Genomic DNA, 21,742 nt, shown 5'->3' with positions numbered 1-21,742 from the left:
CTGTATAGTGGGGCCCTTGACGTACTCGGGGTTTGCTCAAAGGGCTCACTATCCCCTTTACTCAGGAATTTAACCCCACTCTTATTTCTAGCTTCCAAGCTCCTAATCCTCATTGCTTCTATTCTCCTGCGCTCCTACCTCCGGAACTCCTACCTCCGGAACTCCGCCCTCCGGAACTCCGCCCTCCGGAACTCCGCCCTCCGGAACTCCGCCCTCCGGAACTCCGCCCTCCGGAACTCCGCCCTCCGGAACTCCGCCCTCCGGAACTCTGCCCTCCGGAACTCCGCCCTCCGGAACTCCGCCCTCCGGAACTCTGCCCTCCGGAACTCCGCCCTCCGGAACTCCGCCCTCCGGAACTCCGCCCTCCGGAACTCCGCCCTCCGGAACTCCGCCCTCCGGAACTCCGCCCTCCGGAACTCCGCCCTCTGGAGCTCCTAGCTCCGGAACTCCTAACTTCCGGTGTTCCTAGCCTCCGGAGCTCCTAACCTCCATTAATCCTAAATCTCGGTTGATCATACACCGATACCATATCCCCCTTGCTCGAAAGGCTGGTTAATCCTGAGCTGAGGGGATAGTGAGCCCAGTAGAAAGAAAAATAATTGTTCTACGACATTTACATACATACTGTATGTATGTTAAATTTCGAATAGAGTATAGTTACTACAACAAATAAGGAGCGTGGCCATTTATGCGTGTTAACAGTCTGTATTCCGTTATTCAAACCGAAAAACTACAGGAGAGCATCCGTTTTTACCATCATTATTTTGGGTTTCAAATCATCTTTGAGTCGGAATGGTACGCCAGTTTGAAGTTGGCGGAGAGCAGCTTGCCATTTGAGCTGGCGCTCCTGGATTATTCGCACGAGACTATTCCTGCAGGGTTTCGGCGCTCGGCAGCAGGCATGGTCTTGAATTTTGAAGTAGATGATGTAGATCGTGAATATGAGCGCCTTGTTGTGGAGGGAAAATTGCCTCTCGAACGCGAGCTTCGGGATGAGGTTTTTGGACAAAGACATTTTATCATCAGCGATCCCAATGGTATTCTAATAGATATCATTAAGATTATCCCGCCTTCTGAAGAGCAAAGCGGCTTCTATCAGGAGCAGGTGTGGTAAGGAAAGGGTTTGAACCGGGTTATGAGAAGAACAAAGGAGGACGCGAACGAAACGCTGCGGAGGCTGATCGGGGTCGCGAAAAGACACTTCGCTGAGCATGGTTACGCAGGTGCGGCGTTGGAGGCCATCGCGGCTGAAGCGGAAGTGACCCGCGGTGCGCTGTATCACCATTTTCGCAATAAACACGGATTGTTTCTCTCTGTGTTGGAGTCGGTTCAGCAAGAGGTGGGAGAACGGGTAGAGCAGGAAGCTTCTCGCAGCGATGATCTACGGGAGCAACTACTGCTTGGCTGCCGAGCATTTTTGGTTTCAGCTGTAGAGCCGGGGAATAAACGGATCATGTTGATTGACGGTCCTGCCGTATTGGGTTGGGATACGTGGCGTGTGCTGGATGAGAAAAATTCCATGAGCCATTTGCGCGAGCAGCTGACATTGATGCAGGAGCAAGGTATGTTTAAAGATGCAGCTGTAGAGTCGCTTGCTTCCTTCATCTCTGGTGGCTTGAATGAATCTGCGCTTCGAATGGCGGAGCTGCCGGATACCTCTGATGCTATGGAGCAGACGATGAAGCTGATGTCTCATTTGGTTGGTGCTTGGGACCAACGGCATTAACTCAAGGATTGAACCAAGGAGTATTTGTCCATTTGAAGCAGGCATTGGCGCTCACTCTCCCTCAACATAAGTGAAAATCGCAATCTATAAGAAATGAGAGAAGCTATTTCAGGTTATAATGAGCTTAGAGTAATGGATTTGCCACTAATATACGGGGTGATTGCAAATGGCGCTAGTATCTAAGCAAATTTTCGTAAATTTACCGGTGAAAGACCTGGAAGCATCGAAAACGTTTTTTGGCAACATAGGTTTCGAATTCAATCTGAATTTTACAGATGAAAAAGCGGCTTGTATGGTTGTTGGGGAGAATATTTTCGTTATGCTGCTTCAAGAGGAATTTTTCAAGGGATTCACCAATAAGGACGTTGCGAATGCGGCTGTCACGACTGAGGTGCTGGTTGGTCTGTTAGCAGACAGCAAGGAAGAAGTGCAGGCTATCGTCGATCGGGCGTTCGCTGCTGGGGCAACGCCAAGTATCGATCCTGTTGACCACGGCTTCATGTATCAAGCTAGCTTCCAAGATCTAGACGGACATATGTGGGAAGTTATGTACATGGATCCCAGCGCTCTAGAAGAGCAGGCTGAATAATGGATTGCGTATAACGGCATAAGAGCCGCTGCAGGAGATCAGGCAACTGACTCTTGCAGCGGCTTTTGTTATGATTTGGTGTTTTGAATGTTTGCTTTTAGTACGGTTTCTACTTTTGTCAGATGCTCGCCGATCAGTTGGTTTGCCAAATGTGCATTACCGGACTTAATAGCTTCAAAGATAGAGCGATGCTCGTCAAGCAGACGCTCAGCTGTTGATTTCTCCTGATAAAACCAAAGCTCCCGCGTTTTGCCGATGGTCTCACTTAGCCGCTGCGTCAGAGATTCCATAAGCTGAATGAGCAGGGAATTGCGGGAAGCGGATGCTATTGCGGTATGGAATTCAACGTCGGCTTTTTCGCCCTCAACGGTGTCACCCTGAAGAAGAGCATGCTCCATCTTATTCAATATTATTTGCAGATTAACCAGATCCTCATCGGTACGGCGCTCGGCTGCGTAGGAAGAAGTGCCGGCTTCTAGCAGCTTGCGTACCTCTAGTATTTCCAGAATGGAGTTGGCTTCCTGGAACAACGAGTTTCCTCCCGCATTGTCGCTGGGCAATATTTTCTTCACAAATGTTCCGCCGCCATGTTTTATGTCGAGCCACCCTGTAGCTTTGAGCGCGCTCAGCGCCTCGCGAAGCGTGGAGCGGCCTACGCCGAACTGCTGAGACAATTCTACGACTGAGGGCAGCTTTGCGCCTGGTTCCCACTCGCCGCTCGAGATTCTTTCTAGGATGAGACGACTGACGATCTCATGACCTTTCGCTGTTTCAATCTTCATATTACGCATTCCCGAAGCCTCCATGAAATATTGCGACATTGACTATATTTCTATCTAAGCATAAGCTATAATGAAAGAAAAGTCATCAGATGACCTGATCAATTATTATGTTGAACTTAAATCAGGAGGTTCATATGCTAAAATTTGAAATTACAGCCAATCTTCGCGCCATCGTAGGCGAGAAATATTACCGCGATGATCAGGAGGCGTTGGTCGCACACTCTTATGATGGCACGCCAATGCTGCAATCGTTGCCGGACGGCGTTATTTATCCGGCATCTACCGAAGAAGTGTCTCAAATTATGAAGGTGCTGAGCGAATACCGGATTCCGCTTGTTAGCAGAGGGTCGGGATCGAACCTCTGCGGGGGGACGGTTCCTTCTGAGGGCGGCATAGTTATGGTTATGCACAGGATGAACCGAATTTTAGAGGTGGATATGGAAAATCTGACCGCTACGGTGCAGCCTGGACTCATTACAGCGGAAATGATCGACCATATCGAAGGTCTGGGCTTGTTTTATCCGCCAGATCCCAGCAGCATGAAGATAAGTACAATCGGCGGCAATATTGCCGAATGTTCAGGTGGACTTCGCGGTCTCAAGTATGGCACAACCAAAGACTATGTGATTGGGCTGGAGGCTGTACTTGCGAACGGCAGCATTATACGAACGGGCGGCAAGCTGATGAAGGACGTAGCGGGTTATGATCTCACTAAGCTGCTTGTCGGATCTGAGGGCACGCTAGCGATTATTACGGAAGCGATCTTAAAGCTCATTCCGCCGCCGAAGGCGAAAAAAACGATGCTGGCGATGTACAAAGATATATACGGGGCAGCACGCACTGTTTCCAAAATCATTGAATCCAAGATCATCCCAGCTACGCTTGAATTCATGGATAACCCTACAATAAGAGTGGTAGACGACTTTGCAAAGCTGGGGCTCCCGCTAGATATGGAAGCGGTATTGCTAATTGAGCAGGATGGTGATCCTGAGACAGTCGAGCGCGACATCGCCCGTATTCGGGAGATTTGCGTATTGGAGAAGGCCGATCGTTTGGAAGTGGCGGAGAGCCGCGAGGAAGCTGATCGGCTGCTGACCGCGCGCCGAAGTGCATTCACTGCGCTTGCGCGGCTTCGTCCTACAACAATGCTGGAGGATGCGACCGTGCCCCGTTCGAAGATTGCCGATATGGTGCTTCGCATTAACGAGATCGCCAAGAAGTACAACGTCACCATCGCAACATTCGGCCATGCAGGAGACGGAAACTTGCATCCTACTGCAACGACGGATGCCCGGGACAAGGAAGAGGTGCATCGCGTCGAAGAAGCGTTCGCGGAAATATTCGAGGCGTCGATCGAACTTGGCGGCACCATTACGGGCGAGCATGGTGTAGGCATGGTGAAGGCACCTTATCTGGAGTGGAAGGTTGGTGCACCCGGAATTGAAGTGATGCGGGGCATTAAAGCGGCCTTCGATCCGCATAACTTGCTTAACCCGGGCAAGGTTTTCGCCAAAGAATCAAGGAAAAGGGTGGTCCTGCAGCATGGGTGAGACTAACGTGATGAAAAAACCGGATATCAAGCATACCAACCCGTTGGCGCAAACGCTATTGAATAAGCTGGATTACGATCAGCTTACCAATTGTATGCGTTGCGGATTCTGTCTTCCGGCATGTCCTACGTTCCGTGAGACAGGAGTGGAGCCGGAGTCGCCGCGCGGCAGGATTGCCCTTATGAAGGCGGTAGCAGACGGGCTCATGGATCCCGATCAGATGTTCCAGGATCAGATGAATCATTGTTTGGGCTGCAGAGCTTGCGAGCCGGTCTGCCCAGCAGATGTGAAGTACGGTCAATTAATCGAGCAGGCGCGAGATGCGATCGAGGATCATGCATCGCATAGCATTCCGGTCAAAGGACTACGTAAACTGATGTTTAAAGGTGTCTTCCCGAACAGAGGCAGCTTAAAGCTGCTTGGCGGTTCACTCGCCTTCTATCAGAAGTCGGGCCTTCGCAAACTGGCTAGAGGAACGGGCATTATGCGCATGTTCCCAGAACCTCTTCGCGAAATGGAATCCATTCTGCCGGATGCGACTTCGAAAGGCGTTATTGAGCAGATCGGCACATTTTATCCGGCCAAAGGGAAGGCCATTGCCCGCGTCGCCTTGTTCCGCGGTTGTATTATGGATGTTATGTTCGCAGGTACTAATGTAAATACCGTGGAGCTGTTGTCGGAAGCCGGCTTTGAAATTGTTATTCCGAAGGAGCAGGTTTGCTGCGGAGCGCTCCATGCACATAGCGGTGAAATGGACCAGGCGAGATCACTGGCAAAAGTCAATATTACCGTATTTAAGGAAGCGGGTATTGATTACGTTGTATCCAACGCGGGAGGCTGTGGAGCATTGCTCGTCGAGTACGATCATCTCATGCACGAGGACAGCGATCCACAAGTTTGTGAGGACGCAAAGTGGTTTGCAGAGCGTGTTATCGATGTCAGCAAGCTTGTCGTTGAGAAGGGCAGAATTCCTAAGTTTGCGGAGCGGATAAACGAACAGAATCAAGTTACTGTCACGTACCAGGATTCCTGCCATCTTCGGAATGTCATGAAGAGTTCTGGTGCACCGCGTCAGCTCATGCGCAGTGTAGAAGGTTCATGTTTCGTGGAGATGAAGGAGTCGGACCGTTGTTGCGGTTCCGCTGGCATTTACAATGTGACCCAGCCAGAGATGGCTGGACAACTGCTTGAACACAAGATGGAGCATGCGGCCAATACGAATGCGCGTTACATGCTAACGAGCAACCCGGGTTGCTTGTTGCAGATGAAGCTGGGCATTGAGAAGCATAAGCCTCCGTTCAAGATGGAGGCGATGCATATCGTCGATTATTTGCATGAACGGATTGTAGTGAACAAGGAATCATAATTAACCGTGCTACGCGCATACTTTAGCCGAAAAACGCTAATAATTTTAGGTTTTTGAGACGAATTCGACTACAGCGTCATGGCAATTCGCAGACAAGACAATAACTTGGTTGTATCATCTCTTGTAGACGAAAAATTTACGAGAGGGATACAATCGTCCTTATCAAAAAATAGTGACATCACTCATTTCGAGAGAACATTTGGGGATAGTTGATTTTTCGTCAAGGCTGGGTATCTGAGTATTCGTTTTCAGTTGTTTTTTGAGGGGGAGTTTACAGAGTAGAGTAGTGGGTTTGAATAAAGGGCTCACTCTCCCATCTGCTCAGGATCGAATATGGTATGTTGGTATGCGTTATGTAATTGTTAGTCCGTGTCAATTAAATTCTGATTGATCGCCAACACGTGTCGCCCTACCGCGCGCAGTATCCGAATAACACATTAAAAATAATTGGACTCATTCGATTGCATGTTGCAGTGGAATGAGTATTTTGTTATAATAATTAAGAACATATGTTCTGTATTGTGGGGGGGTGAGCGTTTAATGTATCAAGAAATTTGGCAGGAATTTAGGAGTCGCTATAAGTCTGATGAGGACTGTGTTCCTTTTTTAGAGAGAATGAAATGGCCTACAGGCTTTAGTTGCAATGGTTGCGGCCATAGGTCTGCCTATAAGATTATTACGCGTAGCGTCCCGCTTTACGAATGCAGGAAGTGCAGGTATCAACAGTCGCTTACCTCCCATACGATTATGCACAAGAGCCGCACCTCTCTGAGAAAATGGTTATTTGTTTTTTATTTGGTTGGCAAGTCGGAACATAGTGTTAATGCCGTGCAGTTATCTGAACTCATTAATATTACCTATAAGACGGCATGGAGCATGCTGAATAAGATACGTTCGCTGTTGTCTGGCGATTCTGAGCAACACTGGGGCAATCACGTGGAAATTAAGCATGAAGTTTTTAATCAGCAGAGTATTCCGACTGAGGCTAGACTGGTAAAGGAGCGATCGGTCGCAATTATAAAATCTGTTCATGCTCAGTGCAGCTTTGTTTCTTTTTATCTGTTAAGCAGGAAAGGAGTAGCAAGGGACAATCTTATTCCTCAAGAACAAACGGAGTTACGCAAACAATTAAATTTGGATAAGCATCCTTCTGTTCATGTGAACCCAAGATTTCAACAATTTCTAAAACGCAACCTGACAGAGGAGCGTGTTGTTTTTGGTCAATTAACTCGTCACCCGCTATCTGAAATCGCTATCGATGCGTTTAATTGGATGAAGGACAAGTTCCATGGGGTTGGTGATAAATATGCCCAGAGCTATATGGACGAATATTGCTTAAGATGGAATGCCTCTACAGGCGTTATTAAGTGCGCATTTGAACATGTAACGAGACTCTCCTTACGACCATTGTAAAATGGTAGTTGAATTCATATCATTTTACACATCTCACATCTCACATCTCACATCTCACATTTAATCTCACACTGTTCACGTATGATTGATATTTTTAAGTACCTTTATTATCGAGATCGATAATAATTAGCTGCAAGTTTTTTATTCCCTCCAAAACGGAGTTCTGAAGTCTCCATTCCCAGATCAAGAACTTAATAATTCAGGAACTTAAGAGCTCAAACTCAAGAGTTTCAGAATCAAAGCTCCAAAGTTCCAAAGCTCCAAAGTTTCAAAGTTTCAAAGTTTCAAAGTTCCAAAGCTCCAAAGTTTCAAAGTTTCAAAGTTTCAAAGTTCCCAAGCCCGAAAGCCCGAAAACTCCAAAGCCCCAAAGCCCCAAAGCCCCCCTCCCGAAACTCCGGAGTCTCAAGATTTTTTGATTTAAGCTTTAAATATCTTCAGAGTCTCGAAGAAATCTTTAAAGTCATAGAGGGTTGGAGTGTGTATTCGTTTCATAAATCTTCGTTTCATAAATCAATAACCCATTTTCAAGATATGGTCATTTCGATTATAAAAGATGAGATGTTGTCGTTTTGCGTCTATTGTCCTGAGTTGAGGGGATAGTGAGCAGGGTTGAGAGAAGGGATATGTTGTATGTTGGGCATCGATGTTGATTAGTGGTAATTCGGTGACGTTATTTTGTGATAGGGTCCGTAGGTTGATTTAGTAAGGAGCATAAAGAGCGAGTTTAAAGAGCGAGCATAAAGAGCATAAAAGAAAAAGCCCGGGCCGTTATGGCCGGGCTTGTAGTGCGTTGTTGATGACTTCGTTGACTGCAGGGACGTCTATTTGAGGGGTTGAGTTGTCGGAAAGCTTATACTTTTTCTTTAAGCTGAGCACACGGTAGACGCTTTCGTTCAGACGTTTCTCCGATATTTCGCCAGAGTGGACGGCTTGTCTTAGTGTATCAAGCGCTTCGCTTCGGAGTTTCTCTTCATGACTTACGAGCACGATGTCCGCGCCGGCATTGATTGCGGTTACGGATGCGTCCCCAATCTTGTTGCCATTTAGGAGACCACCCATAGTCATATCATCCGTAATAACGACTCCTTCATAGCCCAGCTTCTCGCGAAGCAAGCCGTTGATGACCGCATCGGATATGGAAGCGGGATGATCGGCGTCTAAATCCATCATGAGTAGATGAGCGACCATTATGGCGTCAACATCTTGCTCAATCGCCTCTTTGAAAGGAATCAGCTCGAATTTATCCAGTTCCTCCAACGTTTTATGAACTAGGGGCAAATCGTAATGGGAGTCTACGGACGTATCGCCATGCCCCGGAAAATGCTTGACGACTGCGGCTACCCCTTCCGATGTGATACCGTTCAAAGCCTCTAGCCCATGAGCGGTCACCTTGTCTGGGGTCGAGCCGTATGAACGATCACCGATGACAGGGTTTTTGGGGTTGCTATTAATGTCAAGGACGGGAGCAAAGTCCAAATTGAATCCTAGTGCCTTTAATTCAGTACCTAACGCTTTACCTATTCCGTTCGTATACGACAAGCTATTGGCACCCGCAACTTGGCCCGCTGCCGGAATTTTCACGAACTCGGAGGAAAGACGGCTTACTCTTCCGCCTTCCTGGTCGACACTTAACCATAATGGAATGTCGTTGCTTTCATTAGCTTGCTTGAGTTGATTCAGAAGCGCAAGCGTTTGTTGTGCGCTGTTGATATTGTTTTTAAAGAGAATGAATCCTCCGACTTTATAGTCTTGGATCATTTTTTTGGCAAATCCGTTCATCTCGGTGCCATCCAGGCCGACGATGACGAGCTGTCCGATTTTTTCATCTATACTCATTTGATTTATTTGCTCCTGAATAACATCCGGCTGCGAATCAGGTGTAGGGGGAGTTTCTGATCCGTCAGACGGAACGTTGCTCGGGATTTCTGTATGACTAGTCGGGCTAGGGTCTGTTTGTCCAGGGGAAGGATCTATGTTGTTCGAACCTTGTGTGGATGAACCGCAGCCAGCTAGCAGCAAGGCCGGGAGCAGCACAAGCACGAACCATTTGTAAGCTGTTTTTCGCATGTTTTTTCGTCACCTCATTTGCAGGAATACCCCCTATTGTACGTGTTGGGGAGGGTGGAGGTCAAACGGCGTATCTTTGTACAAGCAAAAAGGGCTGCAGGGTAGATAAGTATGGAGGATCAAATAGCAAGTGAATGGTGAGTAGGTAGCGAGTAAGTGGTGTGCAGCGGTGTGTATGAGAATTGTGAATGGCAAATAAGTGGTGTATATGGGGGGGTGTTCAGTGTGTATTTGGAAGAGTGGCATGCAGTGTAGTGTCTGAGTAAAGCAAGTTCCCAAAAGTTTTGTAAATCAGCCCTGTTAAACGCCGTTTCTCTTGAAGCTCCCGATGCACATGATACTATACAGTTAAGGTTGCGAAGAAAGGATGCAGCTTCATGAATATTGGAATTATCGGGGCCGGTTATGTTGGGCTGACAACGGCAGCCGTATTGGCGGAGCTTGGGCATGCAGTGTCTTGCGTGGATCGCGACGAAGAGAAGATTAGTCGGCTGAACAACGGTGTTATTCCGATCTATGAGCCGGGCTTGGATGAATTGGTGGATCGTCACCGTACAGCCAATCGGTTGATCTTTCGTCACGATGTTGAAGAAACGGTGAGGCAAAACGATATCATCATGATCGCAGTAGGGACGCCATCTGCAATTGATGGCGCAGCCGATCTGGTGTTTGTCAGAAGCGTGCTGAAATCGATAGCAAGCGCGCTGAGCGATTCCAAAATCATTATTATGAAAAGTACCGTTCCCCCTGGTACGGGAGATTGGGCTGAATCTTTTTTGATCGAAGAGGGCGTGGCTAAAGAACATTTTGAAGTGGTTTCGAATCCGGAGTTTTTGCGCGAGGGGACCGCTATCTACGATACGTTCCATCCGGACCGAATTGTCATCGGCACTCATAATGAAGCGGCAGCAGAAGTCGTTCAATCGTTGTATGCCGGTATTGAAGCAAAGACTATTATTACAGGTAGGACGGAGGCCGAGCTGATCAAGTACGGCTCCAATGCGTTTTTGGCAACGAAGTTGTCCTTTATTAATGAGCTGGCACGGGTATGTGAGGCGTATGGCGCGGATATTATGGATGTGGCAATTGGAATCGGCAAGGATAGCCGTATTGGAGAAAAGTTTCTGCAGGCGGGTATTGGTTACGGCGGGTCATGCTTGCCTAAGGATGTGCAAGCGCTCATGGCTGCTGCCGCGGCTAAAAATGAGCCACTCAAGCTGCTCCAAGCAGTTGCCGAAGTGAATGATACGCAGCTCGGCGCATATGTACGCAAGCTAGAGCATGTTCTGGGCGGATTAGACGAGACCAAGCATATCGCGGTATGGGGCGCGACATTTAAAGAGAATACGGATGATCTGCGCTATTCGCGGGCGGTAGCCATTATGGAAAGTTTGGCCAGGAGAGCAAGTACTCTGACGGCATACGATCCGCTTGCGGCACCGTCCATAGCAGGTGTAACTTGGAAGGAGAGCGCTCTTGCAGCGGTCGAAGGCGCAGACGCCCTTGTCATTGCAACTGGCTGGGCAGAATTCGTTCAAGCGGATTGGCAAGAAGTCGCGAAGCGGATGAAGGGATCTGTGGTCATGGATGGCCGGAATGTATTAAACAGGAAGGCAATTGAAAGTGCCGGACTTCGTTATGTAGGAGTTGGCCGCCCATGAAGATTATTGTGACAGGTGCAGCTGGCTTCGTTGGTTCCCATCTATGTGAAGCGCTACTTGAACGGGAAGGGAATGAGGTCATCGGCATTGACGCAATGTTGCGCGATGAATTGCGGGTAATCGGCAGCCGAAATCTGGATGCGATCATGGGGCATTCGAGGTTTGTATTCCACAATGAAAATTTGCTGGATATTAACTGGGATGAACTATTGAAGGATGCAGATATCGTCTATCATTTGGCCGGCATACCAGGTGTGCGCAACAGCTGGGGAGACGATTTCGGCCATTATGTGACGAACAATATTAATTTGACACAGCGACTGCTGGAAGCATGCAAAGGAAAGCCGCTGAAAAAATTTGTGTATGTCTCGACCTCGTCTGTCTATGGAGAAGTGACGGGTAAAGTATCCGAGGAAGCCATGCCTTCGCCGTTGTCTCCATACGGTGTATCCAAGCTGACGGGTGAACACTTGTGCCGGGTATACTGGCGTAATGAAGGTGTGCCTATCGTTATTTTGCGTTACTTTACGGTGTATGGCCCTCGCCAACGGTCGGATATGGCTTTCCATCGTTTCATCTACCAAATCTTGAACAATCAGCCCATCACCCTGTACGGGGACGGGACGCAGTCGCGCGACTTTACGTATGTAGGAGACTGTGCAGAGGCGACTGCCGCAGTGGCAGAGGCGAGCGGCGTCATTGGAGAAACGATTAATATTGGAGGCAAGGAGCGGGCGTCAATCAATGACATTATTGAAATGTTGGAATGGATGACCGGGAAGCCGACACAAATCATTCATGCTGGCGGTCTCGTAGGTGAGCCTATGCATACGTGGGCGGATATCTCGAAAGCGGAGCGGCTGCTCGGTTATTCGCCGAAAATCAGCTTGGCGGAAGGATTGCGCCGAGAAGTGGCTTTCGCGCGAAAACACCCTTATTTAAAAGAGGATTCCGCCGTTTAAATAAAAAAGAACCTTCATGCCGCGTTTATCATTCGGCGATGAAGGTTCTTTCCATTTATTCGGATTTGAACAGCGTGGCGATGGAGCCGCCCTCTGTAATGATTCGAATAGCTGTTCCCAGCAGGGGAGCCATCGGCAGGATGACGAAGTTGTCCGGGCGAGTACGTTCCAGCGCAATCGTATCGGTAATGACAACCTCCTGAATGTTTGGGTGGCTCAGTTTGTCGACCGCATTCTCGGAGAACAGGCCATGCGTCGCGCAAATGAACGCATCTTCGGCGCCGCGCTTTTTGAGCGCTTCAACAACGTTGACGATGGTGCTGCCTGTATCGATCAAGTCTTCAATGATGATCGGCGTCATGCCTTCAACTTCACCGATAATATGGGTAATTTCGGATTGGTTGTGCGCAGGACGGTTTTTGATCATGATCGCGAATGGACAATCGAGCAAGCCCGCCAGCTTCTCGGCTGTTGTCGCGCGTCCCGCATCAGGGGAGACGACAACAGGGTTCTTAATTGATTTCTCACGCAAATAATCGATAATCATATCCAGCGCGGTCAGATGATCGACGGTGATCTTAAAGAAGCCCTGGATCGGGTCGGCGTGCAGATCTACGGTAATGATGCGGTCAGCGCCTACGGTAGTCAGTACATCGGCAACCATTTTGGCAGAGATCGGCTCACGCGGAGCGGATTTCCGTTCTTGACGCGCATAGCCGTAATACGGCATGACGATATTGATTGATTTCGCGGAAGCGCGCTTGGCTGCGTCAATCATAACAAGCAGCTCGACGAGATTCTCATTGACGGGATGAGAAAGGGATTGAATGAGGAATACGTGATGGTTGCGCAGCGACTCCTCATAAGAAACATGAATTTCTCCGCTTTGCAGCCGAGAAATGGCGGATTTTCCAAGCGGCAGATCCAATTGCTCGCATACTTTGCTCGCTAGCTCTGGGTTGGATGAACCCGAGAAAATTTTGATGTTCTTCAACATTTTGTCCTCCAATTAATCATTCAGATCAAAGCGCTGAGCGCGGACCATACGGTTCCGCTCTCAGCGCCTTCGCTGTTATGTTCTATCTCAAGTTGGGAACGGCTACATCCGGATTGACATCCGCCTCGTAGTCGATGCCGTCTGTCTCGAAGCCGAACAGCTGGAAAAACTCGCGGCGGTAGCCTTCAAGATTGGACAGTTCATATACATTTTCTGTAGTCAGATCGGTCCATAGCTTGGCCACTTCCTGTTGAATCTCCGGACGCATCTCCCAATCGTCAATGCGAATAAGACCTTTGTCGTCGACAAGTGTTTGGCCTTCGCCGTACAATCTCTCGGAGAACAGGCGGTACATTTGCTCGATACAGCCTTCATGCAGTCCTTTTTCTTTCATCACTTTGTACAATGCGGAGATGTACAACGGGACAACAGGGATGGCAGAGCTGGACTGTGTCACAAGCGCCTTGTTTACGGATACGAAAGCGCGTCCGCCGGACTCGCCAAGCTGCTTGTTCAAGTTATGCGCTGTCAGTTCCAGATCGTTTTTCGCAGCGCCGATCGTTCCTTCGCGGTAGACAGCATGTGTAATTTCAGGTCCGATGTAAGAATAGGCAACAGTTGTAGCATCGTCTGCTAGTGCGCCTGCTGCTTGCAGCTCATCAATCCACATCTGCCAGTCTTCTCCGCCCATAACGGCAATCGTCTGGCGCAGCTCGTCTTCTGTAGCCGGTTCGATCGTTGCTTGCGAAACCTCGCCGCTGTGGAAGTTGACGGTTTTGTTCGTATATGTCTCACCCAGAGGCTTAATGACGGAGGAGAATACCTCTCCTGTCTTGGGATGCGTGCGGCGCGGAGATGCGACACTGTAGATAACCAGGTCGATCTTGCCCAGCTCTGTGCGGATCAGGTCGATCGTTTTCGCTTTAATCTCATCGGAGAATGCGTCGCCAACGATGCTGTATGACTTCGTTCCGTGCTTACTTGCAGCTTCTTCGAATGCTGCGGAATTGTACCAGCCTGCGCTTGCTGTACGGACGCCTTCCGCTGCTTTGTCAAAGTATACGCCAACGGTGTTCGCGCCGGAGCCAAAAGCAGCTACGATACGGGAAGCCAGTCCATAGCCGGTAGATGCGCCTACGACAAGCACATTGCGAGGGCCTTCAATGGATGGTTTGCCCTTTACATATTCGATTTGACGCTGAACTTGGGCAGCACAGCCTTGCGGGTGCGCTGTTGTGCAAATAAAGCCGCGTGTTTTCGGTTGAATAATCATATTGGGATATTCCTTTCTTTAATAAAATAACAAGGATCATATGTAGCTAGGACAACTCTATCCCATTTTACCGATTTTTGCACGCAAAGGAAAGGAGAAAAGAAAAAAGAGAGCGCAGCGGCGCTCTCTGTTCCTGGCAACTATAAGAGAGTATGCGGTTGATCGGATACTGGTCTTATATGTAGACGCTCTACCGGATGAGTCCGCCTTGTGAGCGGCGTGTACAGATTGCGCCGAACGGCGATCCGCTTTAGTTACGGCCTGCGAGCTGCTGCTCGGCCATTTGGACGAGACGGCGTGTAATGTAGCCGCCGATGGAGCCCATATCGCGGGTTGTCATATTGCCGTAGTAGCCGTCTTGCGGAAGTTGGATGCCCAGCTCCTGTGCTACTTCATATTTCATTTGCTCCAGCGCTGCGCGAGCCTGGGGAACGACCAAATTGTTGCTGCTGTTTTGGTTTGCCATCTTAATCAGCCTCCTTCAATCCTTTTGCGAAGCCAAACAAACTTCGTAAGCATTCGCTTGAGCCTATTATGCGACAGCCAAAAAAGGATTATTCGCTAAACCCACCTGTATTTACCGCCGAATCGATGTATACATTCATGATAAGATGGGGAATACGGGAGGACGAGGTTATGTTTATACAACCAATGCTGTTGACAGAAAAAGCCGAGCCGTTCAAGGATGACCGCTATTGGTTCGAACCACTAGTTGACGGACAGCGGCTCCAGCTCCATCTATCAACAGGGAAAGCTTTGCTGTTAACTAGGCACGGCAACGATGTCACTGCACAATACCCGGAGCTACATAACGTGCCGCTGCGAAAGCCAGCGGACGTCGTGCTGGATGGCGAGGCAGCCTGTCTGAACCCGGAAACGGGCCGCACGGATTTCGACAGTCTGCAAGAGCGGTTCCGCATGAAAGGCACCGCTCGGATTCGGGAAGCCAGAAAGACGCTGCCGATCGTTTATTTTGTTTTCGATATTTTGATGTACAACGGCCTTGATCTACGTGATCTGCCGCTCATAAGCCGCAGAAATCTGCTTGAGACTCTGCTGGAGGACAATCATCACTATGTCAAAATGAAGCATTGGGAGCGGGATGGCATCGCCGTATATGAAGCGGCTAGGAAGCTGGGATGGGAAGGAATTGCCGGGAAGCATAAATATAGTCGTTATATTGAGGGTAGAAGCGACAGTTGGCTTCGAATCGATAGGAGATAAGCCTTATATACAAAAGAGTCTTCTTCCGATTGGCGCAAACCAGAAGAAGACTCTTTTTCAATTAGGACAGCACACGTCTTGCTGTAACATATTTTCCTTTCCAGTAGCTGGAGTTCATATCGCTAATCGTCACTCCCTGGCTGCTAGAGCTGTGGATAATCTTTTGATTGCCTGCGTAAATCGCGACGTGGCTGATGGATTTGCCATTTGTTTTGTAGAAGACCAGGTCGCCCATACTGAGGGAGCCTTTGTCTACTTTGGTACCCATACTGGCTTGAGCGGCGGAAGTACGCGGCAGCCAGACATCCATGTTTTTGAATATGTATTGTGTAAAGGAGGAGCAGTCGAAGGAAGCGGTGCTTCCGGCTTTGGCTCCGAATTGATAAGGGGTTCCTATGAATTCCTTGCTGGATGCGATTAGTTCAGTTGAAGCGGGCGTAGCTGCATGAGCCTTGTCTCCAGCTGTTCCAAAAGTGAGGGCAGACCAAGCGATGGCTCCGCATGTCCCGATTTTTACGATGGTTTTAAGCAAGTTGCTGTTTCTCATGTTGTTCAGATTATCCCTTCTTGTTTCGTGTTGTATCCACACTATATCATAGTGAAACAGGGCTGATTTTCCTGTATGAGAATGATACTCCAGCGTCGTTCGGACATTATGAGCGTTTATGAGAAAAACATGAAAAAATATTAATGATATGTTACATTACGGATAGCTTGACTGACATCACTTCCTAGGGGGATACATATGGCACTTCTTTCTTGTCGATTTTATTCGGAAACATTGGGCATGAGTACATCTATGACCGTCATTTTGCCCCAAGCTACCAGGTCGCAGATCGGGCTAAACAATGCCGCTTCGTCCGGGAAGCACAAGACGTTGTTTTTGCTGCATGGATTATCGGATGACGATACAATCTGGGCAAGAAGGACTTCAATTGAACGGTATGTGGCTGAGCTGGGATTCGCTGTTATCATGCCCAACTTGCATCGCAGCTTCTATACGGATATGGAATACGGGGAGGCTTACTGGACGTTTCTAACGGAAGAGCTGCCGGCTGTGGCGCGCTCGTTCTTCCCGTTGTCGGAAGCTCGGGAGGATAACTTTGTAGCTGGCTTATCGATGGGCGGCTATGGCGCTTTTAAGTGGGCGCTGCGTCATCCGGAGCGGTTTGCGGCCGCAGGAAGCTTCTCCGGGGCGCTTGATATTGCTGCGCGCGCGAAGGAGATCGAGGCGTTTGACCGCACGTTCAAGTTAATTTTCGGAGACAAGGATATTAGGGGAACGGACAATGATCTGCTTGCTTTGCTGAATCAGCCCAACGTGCAACATGACGGAATAAAACCGCTTCTGTATCAAAGCTGCGGAACGGAGGACTTCTTATATAAAAGCAATACGGCCTTCCGCGATGCATGCCAGAAGACGGATTACGAATTGACCTATAGTGAGGGGCCGGGCGGTCATGACTGGTCCTATTGGGACGAGCAAATTAAGCAGTTCCTGAGCTGGCTCCCGCTAGGAAAATAGTCGCTTCATGCGGCTATTCGCCTAACGGTTGGCTTTGCTGATGATTTCACGATTGTCCCAAAGCAAAGAGCGCAGATTGGATTTGGAGCCTTGAATAATAAAGTGCGGGATGCCGTACATCTTAGCAATGTCGATTCCATCCCATGTCGCTCGGTGCGACGTGGAGGTGATAAGCAGGAACAGCGCTTGCGAACGACGCAATTCCGCCGCCAAGCGCTCCGGATGGTCTCCGGTGTCATGTGCCAGCTCGGCGCCGCTTTCGTGAACGACATGCTCGAACCATTTGCGGACGCCTCCGACAATGGTAATGAGGCAGTCCTGCAGGAAAGGCGCCGGCTGCTCTTTGGATTGGAGCTGCTTTTTCTTCTCTTTGCTCTTCTTCGATCCGGATTGCTCCGCTTGTGCCGGATGCATGGGCTTTGCCTTGCCTGCGTCCAGAACCAACGCTTCGCCCTGCAGCCGATACAGCTTGGTCAAGCGCGCGATATGACTGCCCTCCGCTACGTTGAAGGAGCAAGGATCCCCATGCGAAGGTTTCTGAATTTCAATGTCTTTGTAATGAATTTGATATCGGCTGGACGGATCGTTCATATCGACGCAGAACCAGAGATGGCCTTCGCCCGTTTCGATATAACCGTCCAATTGCTGGATCGGCGAGAACGCATCATCTCCTTGAAAGAGAAGCTGCAAGTCGTAATATAGCGATTTGCCGTCTTGTTTGACCGGTGTGCACAGCAGCTCGGCCTCGTGCTGCAGCTCGTGCTGCTGAACGAGCGATTCGGTAATGTTGAACGATTCTCCGTTATCAAGCCGAATAAACCCGCCATGGTCGCGGCGGAAGAAGGTACCGTACAGCGAATTGGCCGAAGGCTGAACATGCACCGGCGGCAGGGCGTTATCCTCTTCCGTGAGCGGCTCCTGCTCCTCGTAGTCGATTGGCACTGCGGTTTGCTTGGCCCGATCCGGCTGCTCCTCTTCCGTAGGAAGGGTATCCAGCAGGAGATAGTGGTCCAGCGCATCCAGCAGATCCAGCCCCTTGCGTATGCGAGCCCGGGAGGCCTGAGCGGCTTGCCTGGAAGAGTCATTGCGCGATGCGGGTATGGACTGCGCGACTGAAGCAAGCTCAATCTCAATGCTGTGCGACAGCAGTCTAGCAATCGATTCAGGGCTGTTCAGCTGATTCCGCGCGTCGGAGATCGCTTGCCGTAAATTCGCTTTGTCCTTCTCCTGGTAGTCAAGCTCCTTCTTGTGCTCCTCGATCGTGCGATCCAATCTCTTGGTCTGCTGATTAAGCGCGCGAATCTGCTCCATGAAGTGGTGGCGCTCCTCCAGCCAATCAGCCTGCTCCTGCTTCCAATGGCGATCCCGCTCGGCCTGCGTGCGTTGCTGCTGGGCAATCATGGCGGCAGCTTGCTCCGCATCATCTTTTAAGCGCTCAATTTCTTCATCAAGCAGCTCCATTTCCTTTGATTTCATTCTGAGCAGCTTGTTCTTCTGAACCAGATCATGCTCAAGCCGTTGTCTTGTGGAGCTTTCTTTTTTATATAAATCGCCCAGTATTTTAATTTTTTTGTCAAGCTTGCTGTTGTCAGCCTGTTCCTCTTCTGGTGATTCGACCTCCGCAATTTCTTCTCCTTCCGAACTTGAGTCGCCGTTCTGCAGCCAGCGCTCCTCCAGCTTCTTCATTTCCAGCAGCCAGAGATCATGTTCGTCGGACTTGGCGGGATGGAAGTACATGGTCCAATAATGGGGCCAATATCCTTCGGCCTCCAGCCTTTCCTCCTGCTCGTCCAGAAGGTCGGCAAGTGCTGGCCATTCTTCATCTCCCTTGTATCGAAGCCGCTGAAGGATGGTCAGCATCAATCTGCGCTTCAAGGCGATATTGCCTGAAGATTGCTGCACATAGGTCCTAAGCAGCTTTACAAACAGCATATCCGGCCACTTGCGCAGCTCGCGTCTGGCAAATGGGAATTCCAGCGTGAGTGCTATCGTAAGTTTCTCCTTGTCGGAGAGCTGTTTGGCATAGTCGAGGAACATTTCGTTCGGTAAGGGCTGATGGGTCTCCCGCTCCAATATCGTACGATAGGCCTCCATTTCTTTTGTCCATTCGGGGAATTCTAACAGGCCCGAGATACGGGCTTTTGACTTCATATCCACCAGCGCTCCTCCTTCGCGAATTGCTCCTAGCAAACATTCGACAAACGTTTGCACTTTTCCTCTGAACCATAAGGGGTTTCTGTGAATTATTTACAGGTTAATTGGTCTTTTTGTGATAAAAAGGCATGACTTTCGGAATAGAGTAGAACTTTAGCACTATTTTTTTCATGAGAGACGGGTGATTCGTTCTGATCCCACCACAATATTTAAGTAACTCGTCCGGCAAAATCAGGCGGAATGAAATCTCTCTATATATGATATCTATTCCTACTAGGTTACTATATTCATCGCTACTTGCGCAAAGTCAAAAGTAAATCGCTTTGATAGAACCGCTAGTCCTGTCCGCCTGCCTGTACGAATACAGCAACGGCGCCGAAGCATGGGCTTCGGCGCCGCGTAGTTAATGGGAAATTTAGAAGTTAAAATTGTCAGGGTCCGGACCAAAGCGCTGGTTGCGATTCAGCGCAGAAATTTGCGCGACTTCCTCTTCGGTCAATTCAAAGTCGAATACGTCGGCGTTTTCGACCAAGCGGGAAGGCGTTGTCGTTTTTGGAATGGTCACGACGCCTTGCTGAAGATCCCAGCGCAATACAACCTGCGCCGGAGACTTGCTGTACTTCGCTCCAATCTCGGCGAGCAAAGGAATATCCAGGTTGCCTTGCATAAGCGGACTCCAAGCCGTCAGACGGATGTTATGCTCTTGACAGAACGATTGCAGCTCGACTTGCGTCAGCAGCGGATGGTACTCTACCTGATTGACCATTGGAACGATTTCGCTCGCTTCGATAAGGTCCTGCAGATGATGGATTTGGAAGTTGCTTACGCCGATGGCGCGAGCTTTGCCTTCGCTGTATATTTTCTCAAGCGCTCTCCAAGTGTCCTTGTACTTGCCTTTGACCGGCCAGTGAATAAGGATCAGATCGACATAGTCCAATTGAAGCTTGTCCAGGCTGGCTTGGAACGCTGCAAGCGTGGTGTCGTAGCCTTGCTCGGCATTCCAAATCTTTGTTGTGACGAATAGTTGATCGCGCGCTACGCCGCTGGCGCGAACGCCTGCGCCTGTGCCGACTTCGTTCTGATAGGCTGCCGCCGTGTCGATGTGGCGGTATCCCGCTTCAATCGCCGCTTGCACGGTAGATGCGGCTACGTCGTCCGCTACTTTCCATACGCCGAGACCGAACTTCGGCATGTCAACGCCATTGCTTAACGTATAGCTTTCTGTCAACGCTCTTGTCATTTTAGATTGCTCCTCTCGTTAATAGGGATTCTTTTCTTTATAGGGACATGCGCAGAATTTCGCGTATATCGTCTTTCCCGAGACGCTTGAACGAACCCAGATCGCCGTAGCGAACCGCTTCCTCCGCCATACGGTCGAGCTGCTCCTCGCCGATGCCGAAGTCCGCGAGTCTGGATTCCGCGCCAATACGCGTGAAGAAATCGCGGGTAGCCTGAATGCCGGCGAGGGCGATCTCGTCGTCCGATTTGCCTGCAGGGTCAACGCCCCATACGCGCACCGCATACTGGACGAAACGGTCGATCCGCTCTTGGTACACATAGCGCATCCAGTTGGGGAAGATGACGGCAAGGCCGGCGCCATGCGGAATATCGTAGATGGCGCTCACTTCATGCTCAATGCCATGGGAGGCCCAGTCATTCACCATACCAAGGCTAATCTGTCCGCCGTTCAGCGCCATCGTGCCGCACCACATGAGGTTCGCTCTAGCGGCAGCGTCCGCCGGATTGGCGAGAGCCGGTTCTACATTCTCAATGACCGTCTGCAGGATGGATTCACAGAATCTCTCTTGCAGCGGCGTGTCGGTCGTTTGGCTAAAGTATTGCTCGAATACATGGGACATGATATCGATGGAGCCGTATACGGTATGATTGCCCGGTACGGAATAGGTCAGTGTCGGATCAAGAATTGAAAACTTAGGATACAGATGAGAGCTGCCGCTAGCGCGCTTCAGCTTCTCCTCCCAGTTGGAGATAACCGTGTTGCCGTTCATCTCCGAGCCGGTAGCCGCAAGCGTCAGGACCGTGCCAAGCGGCAGCGCCTGTTGAATAGCAGCTTTGCGCGTGAAGAAATCCCATACGTCGCCGTCATACAGAGCACCTGCAGCTATCGCCTTGGATGCGTCGATTACGCTGCCGCCGCCTATTGCCAGAACGATATCTATGCTGTGCTCCCGACATAGATGTATGCCTTTCTTCACGGTCGTTAGCCGCGGATTCGGCTCTATGCCGGCGAGCTCGTAGATCGCAACGCCTGCGTCTTTCAATTGCTTCACGGCCCGTTCGTATAAGCCGATGCTCTTTATGCTGCCTCCGCCGTATACGAGAAGAGCTTTCCCTCCGAAGGAAGAGGTTAACTCTCCGATTCGGTCGGCTGCTCCTTCGCCGAATACGATGCGCGTAGGATTGTGAAATTGAAACGGATTCATGGCGAGCCT

General features: G+C 49.7%; 19 protein-coding genes and 1 pseudogene. 10 read left to right on the top strand and 10 right to left on the bottom strand.

All coding sequences use genetic code 11. The annotated features are described in order from the left end of the window. Positions 1-149 precede the first annotated feature (149 nt). Positions 150-419: pseudogene (locus tag DX130_RS27425) on the bottom strand (pentapeptide repeat-containing protein); the annotation flags it as partial. Positions 420-688: 269 nt separating this feature from the next. Here DX130_RS27425 and DX130_RS11315 point away from each other — a divergent pair. The 3 genes from DX130_RS11315 (at position 689) to DX130_RS11305 (ending at position 2,315) form a co-directional block, all read left to right on the top strand. Continuing rightward, a complete protein-coding gene (locus tag DX130_RS11315; RefSeq protein WP_116045229.1) occupies positions 689-1,114 on the top strand; it encodes a VOC family protein in 426 nt (141 codons plus the stop codon). A 21-nt stretch (positions 1,115-1,135) separates the two neighbouring features. Continuing rightward, positions 1,136-1,726 (top strand): TetR/AcrR family transcriptional regulator, encoded by a 591-nt coding sequence (locus tag DX130_RS11310; RefSeq protein WP_116045227.1) that lies wholly within the window; start codon positions 1,136-1,138, stop codon positions 1,724-1,726. A gap of 166 nt (positions 1,727-1,892) precedes the next feature. After that, positions 1,893-2,315 carry a VOC family protein gene (locus tag DX130_RS11305; RefSeq protein WP_116045226.1) on the top strand — a complete coding sequence of 141 codons (423 nt, stop codon included), beginning with the start codon at positions 1,893-1,895 and terminating at the stop codon, positions 2,313-2,315. Positions 2,316-2,383: 68 nt separating this feature from the next. Here the strand turns inward: DX130_RS11305 and DX130_RS11300 are convergent, their stop codons facing one another. Further along, positions 2,384-3,106, bottom strand: a complete 723-nt coding sequence (locus DX130_RS11300) for a FadR/GntR family transcriptional regulator (protein WP_116045224.1) — start codon at positions 3,104-3,106, stop codon at positions 2,384-2,386. A gap of 125 nt (positions 3,107-3,231) precedes the next feature. On the opposite strand from DX130_RS11300, the gene DX130_RS11295 reads away from it, so the two are divergent. From DX130_RS11295 to DX130_RS11285, 3 genes are all read left to right on the top strand, one after another. Next, positions 3,232-4,647 (top strand): FAD-linked oxidase C-terminal domain-containing protein, encoded by a 1,416-nt coding sequence (locus DX130_RS11295; RefSeq protein ID WP_116045222.1) that lies wholly within the window; start codon positions 3,232-3,234, stop codon positions 4,645-4,647. Continuing rightward, positions 4,640-6,013 carry a (Fe-S)-binding protein gene (locus DX130_RS11290; protein ID WP_116045220.1) on the top strand — a complete coding sequence of 458 codons (1,374 nt, stop codon included), beginning with the start codon at positions 4,640-4,642 and terminating at the stop codon, positions 6,011-6,013. The genes DX130_RS11295 and DX130_RS11290 overlap by 8 nt, the downstream gene beginning before the upstream one ends. Before the next feature lie 540 nt (positions 6,014-6,553). Beyond that, on the top strand, positions 6,554-7,426 hold the full coding sequence (locus DX130_RS11285; protein WP_165861227.1) for a transposase: 873 nt from the start codon (positions 6,554-6,556) through the stop codon (positions 7,424-7,426). Between the two features lie 768 nt (positions 7,427-8,194). Here the strand turns inward: DX130_RS11285 and nagZ are convergent. Beyond that, positions 8,195-9,493 carry a beta-N-acetylhexosaminidase gene (gene nagZ, locus DX130_RS11280; protein ID WP_116045216.1) on the bottom strand — a complete coding sequence of 433 codons (1,299 nt, stop codon included), beginning with the start codon at positions 9,491-9,493 and terminating at the stop codon, positions 8,195-8,197. A gap of 377 nt (positions 9,494-9,870) precedes the next feature. Between nagZ and DX130_RS11275 the strand changes: the two genes are divergently transcribed. Further along, the gene (locus DX130_RS11275; protein ID WP_116045214.1) at positions 9,871-11,154 is read left to right on the top strand and encodes a UDP-glucose dehydrogenase family protein; all 1,284 of its coding nucleotides are present in this window, start codon (positions 9,871-9,873) and stop codon (positions 11,152-11,154) included. Continuing rightward, complete coding sequence (locus DX130_RS11270; protein ID WP_116045212.1) at positions 11,151-12,116, top strand: NAD-dependent epimerase/dehydratase family protein; 966 nt, start codon at positions 11,151-11,153, stop codon at positions 12,114-12,116. The genes DX130_RS11275 and DX130_RS11270 overlap by 4 nt, the downstream gene beginning before the upstream one ends. Before the next feature lie 55 nt (positions 12,117-12,171). Here the strand turns inward: DX130_RS11270 and DX130_RS11265 are convergent, their stop codons facing one another. The 3 genes from DX130_RS11265 to DX130_RS11255 form a co-directional block, all read right to left on the bottom strand. Further along, the gene (locus DX130_RS11265) at positions 12,172-13,113 is read right to left on the bottom strand and encodes a ribose-phosphate diphosphokinase (protein WP_116045211.1); all 942 of its coding nucleotides are present in this window, start codon (positions 13,111-13,113) and stop codon (positions 12,172-12,174) included. 82 nt (positions 13,114-13,195) lie between these two features. Continuing rightward, complete coding sequence (gene fabV / locus DX130_RS11260) at positions 13,196-14,386, bottom strand: enoyl-ACP reductase FabV (RefSeq protein WP_116045209.1); 1,191 nt, start codon at positions 14,384-14,386, stop codon at positions 13,196-13,198. A gap of 250 nt (positions 14,387-14,636) precedes the next feature. Next, positions 14,637-14,852, bottom strand: coding sequence for an alpha/beta-type small acid-soluble spore protein (locus tag DX130_RS11255; RefSeq protein WP_116045207.1), 216 nt, complete (start codon positions 14,850-14,852; stop codon positions 14,637-14,639). A gap of 170 nt (positions 14,853-15,022) precedes the next feature. On the opposite strand from DX130_RS11255, the gene DX130_RS11250 reads away from it, so the two are divergent. Then, positions 15,023-15,610 (top strand): ATP-dependent DNA ligase, encoded by a 588-nt coding sequence (locus DX130_RS11250; protein ID WP_165861226.1) that lies wholly within the window; start codon positions 15,023-15,025, stop codon positions 15,608-15,610. 61 nt (positions 15,611-15,671) lie between these two features. Here DX130_RS11250 and DX130_RS11245 read toward each other — a convergent pair whose 3' ends face one another. After that, positions 15,672-16,157: a C40 family peptidase gene (locus DX130_RS11245; RefSeq protein WP_116045203.1), complete on the bottom strand. Its 486-nt coding sequence runs from the start codon at positions 16,155-16,157 to the stop codon at positions 15,672-15,674. A 198-nt stretch (positions 16,158-16,355) separates the two neighbouring features. Here DX130_RS11245 and DX130_RS11240 point away from each other — a divergent pair, with 198 nt between their 5' ends. Beyond that, positions 16,356-17,135: an alpha/beta hydrolase gene (locus DX130_RS11240; protein ID WP_116045201.1), complete on the top strand. Its 780-nt coding sequence runs from the start codon at positions 16,356-16,358 to the stop codon at positions 17,133-17,135. A gap of 21 nt (positions 17,136-17,156) precedes the next feature. Here the strand turns inward: DX130_RS11240 and DX130_RS11235 are convergent, their stop codons facing one another. The 3 genes from DX130_RS11235 to DX130_RS11225 form a co-directional block, all read right to left on the bottom strand. Next, complete coding sequence (locus tag DX130_RS11235; protein WP_116045199.1) at positions 17,157-19,292, bottom strand: hypothetical protein; 2,136 nt, start codon at positions 19,290-19,292, stop codon at positions 17,157-17,159. Positions 19,293-19,704: 412 nt separating this feature from the next. Further along, a complete protein-coding gene (locus DX130_RS11230) occupies positions 19,705-20,529 on the bottom strand; it encodes an aldo/keto reductase (protein WP_116045197.1) in 825 nt (274 codons plus the stop codon). 37 nt (positions 20,530-20,566) lie between these two features. Beyond that, on the bottom strand, positions 20,567-21,733 hold the full coding sequence (locus DX130_RS11225; RefSeq protein WP_116045196.1) for an iron-containing alcohol dehydrogenase: 1,167 nt from the start codon (positions 21,731-21,733) through the stop codon (positions 20,567-20,569). Between the last annotated feature and the right edge of the window lie 9 nt (positions 21,734-21,742).

This window comes from Paenibacillus paeoniae (assembly GCF_003388735.1).
Taxonomy (GTDB): domain Bacteria; phylum Bacillota; class Bacilli; order Paenibacillales; family Paenibacillaceae; genus Pristimantibacillus; species Pristimantibacillus paeoniae.
This window is presented reverse-complemented; position numbering and strand designations above follow the sequence as displayed.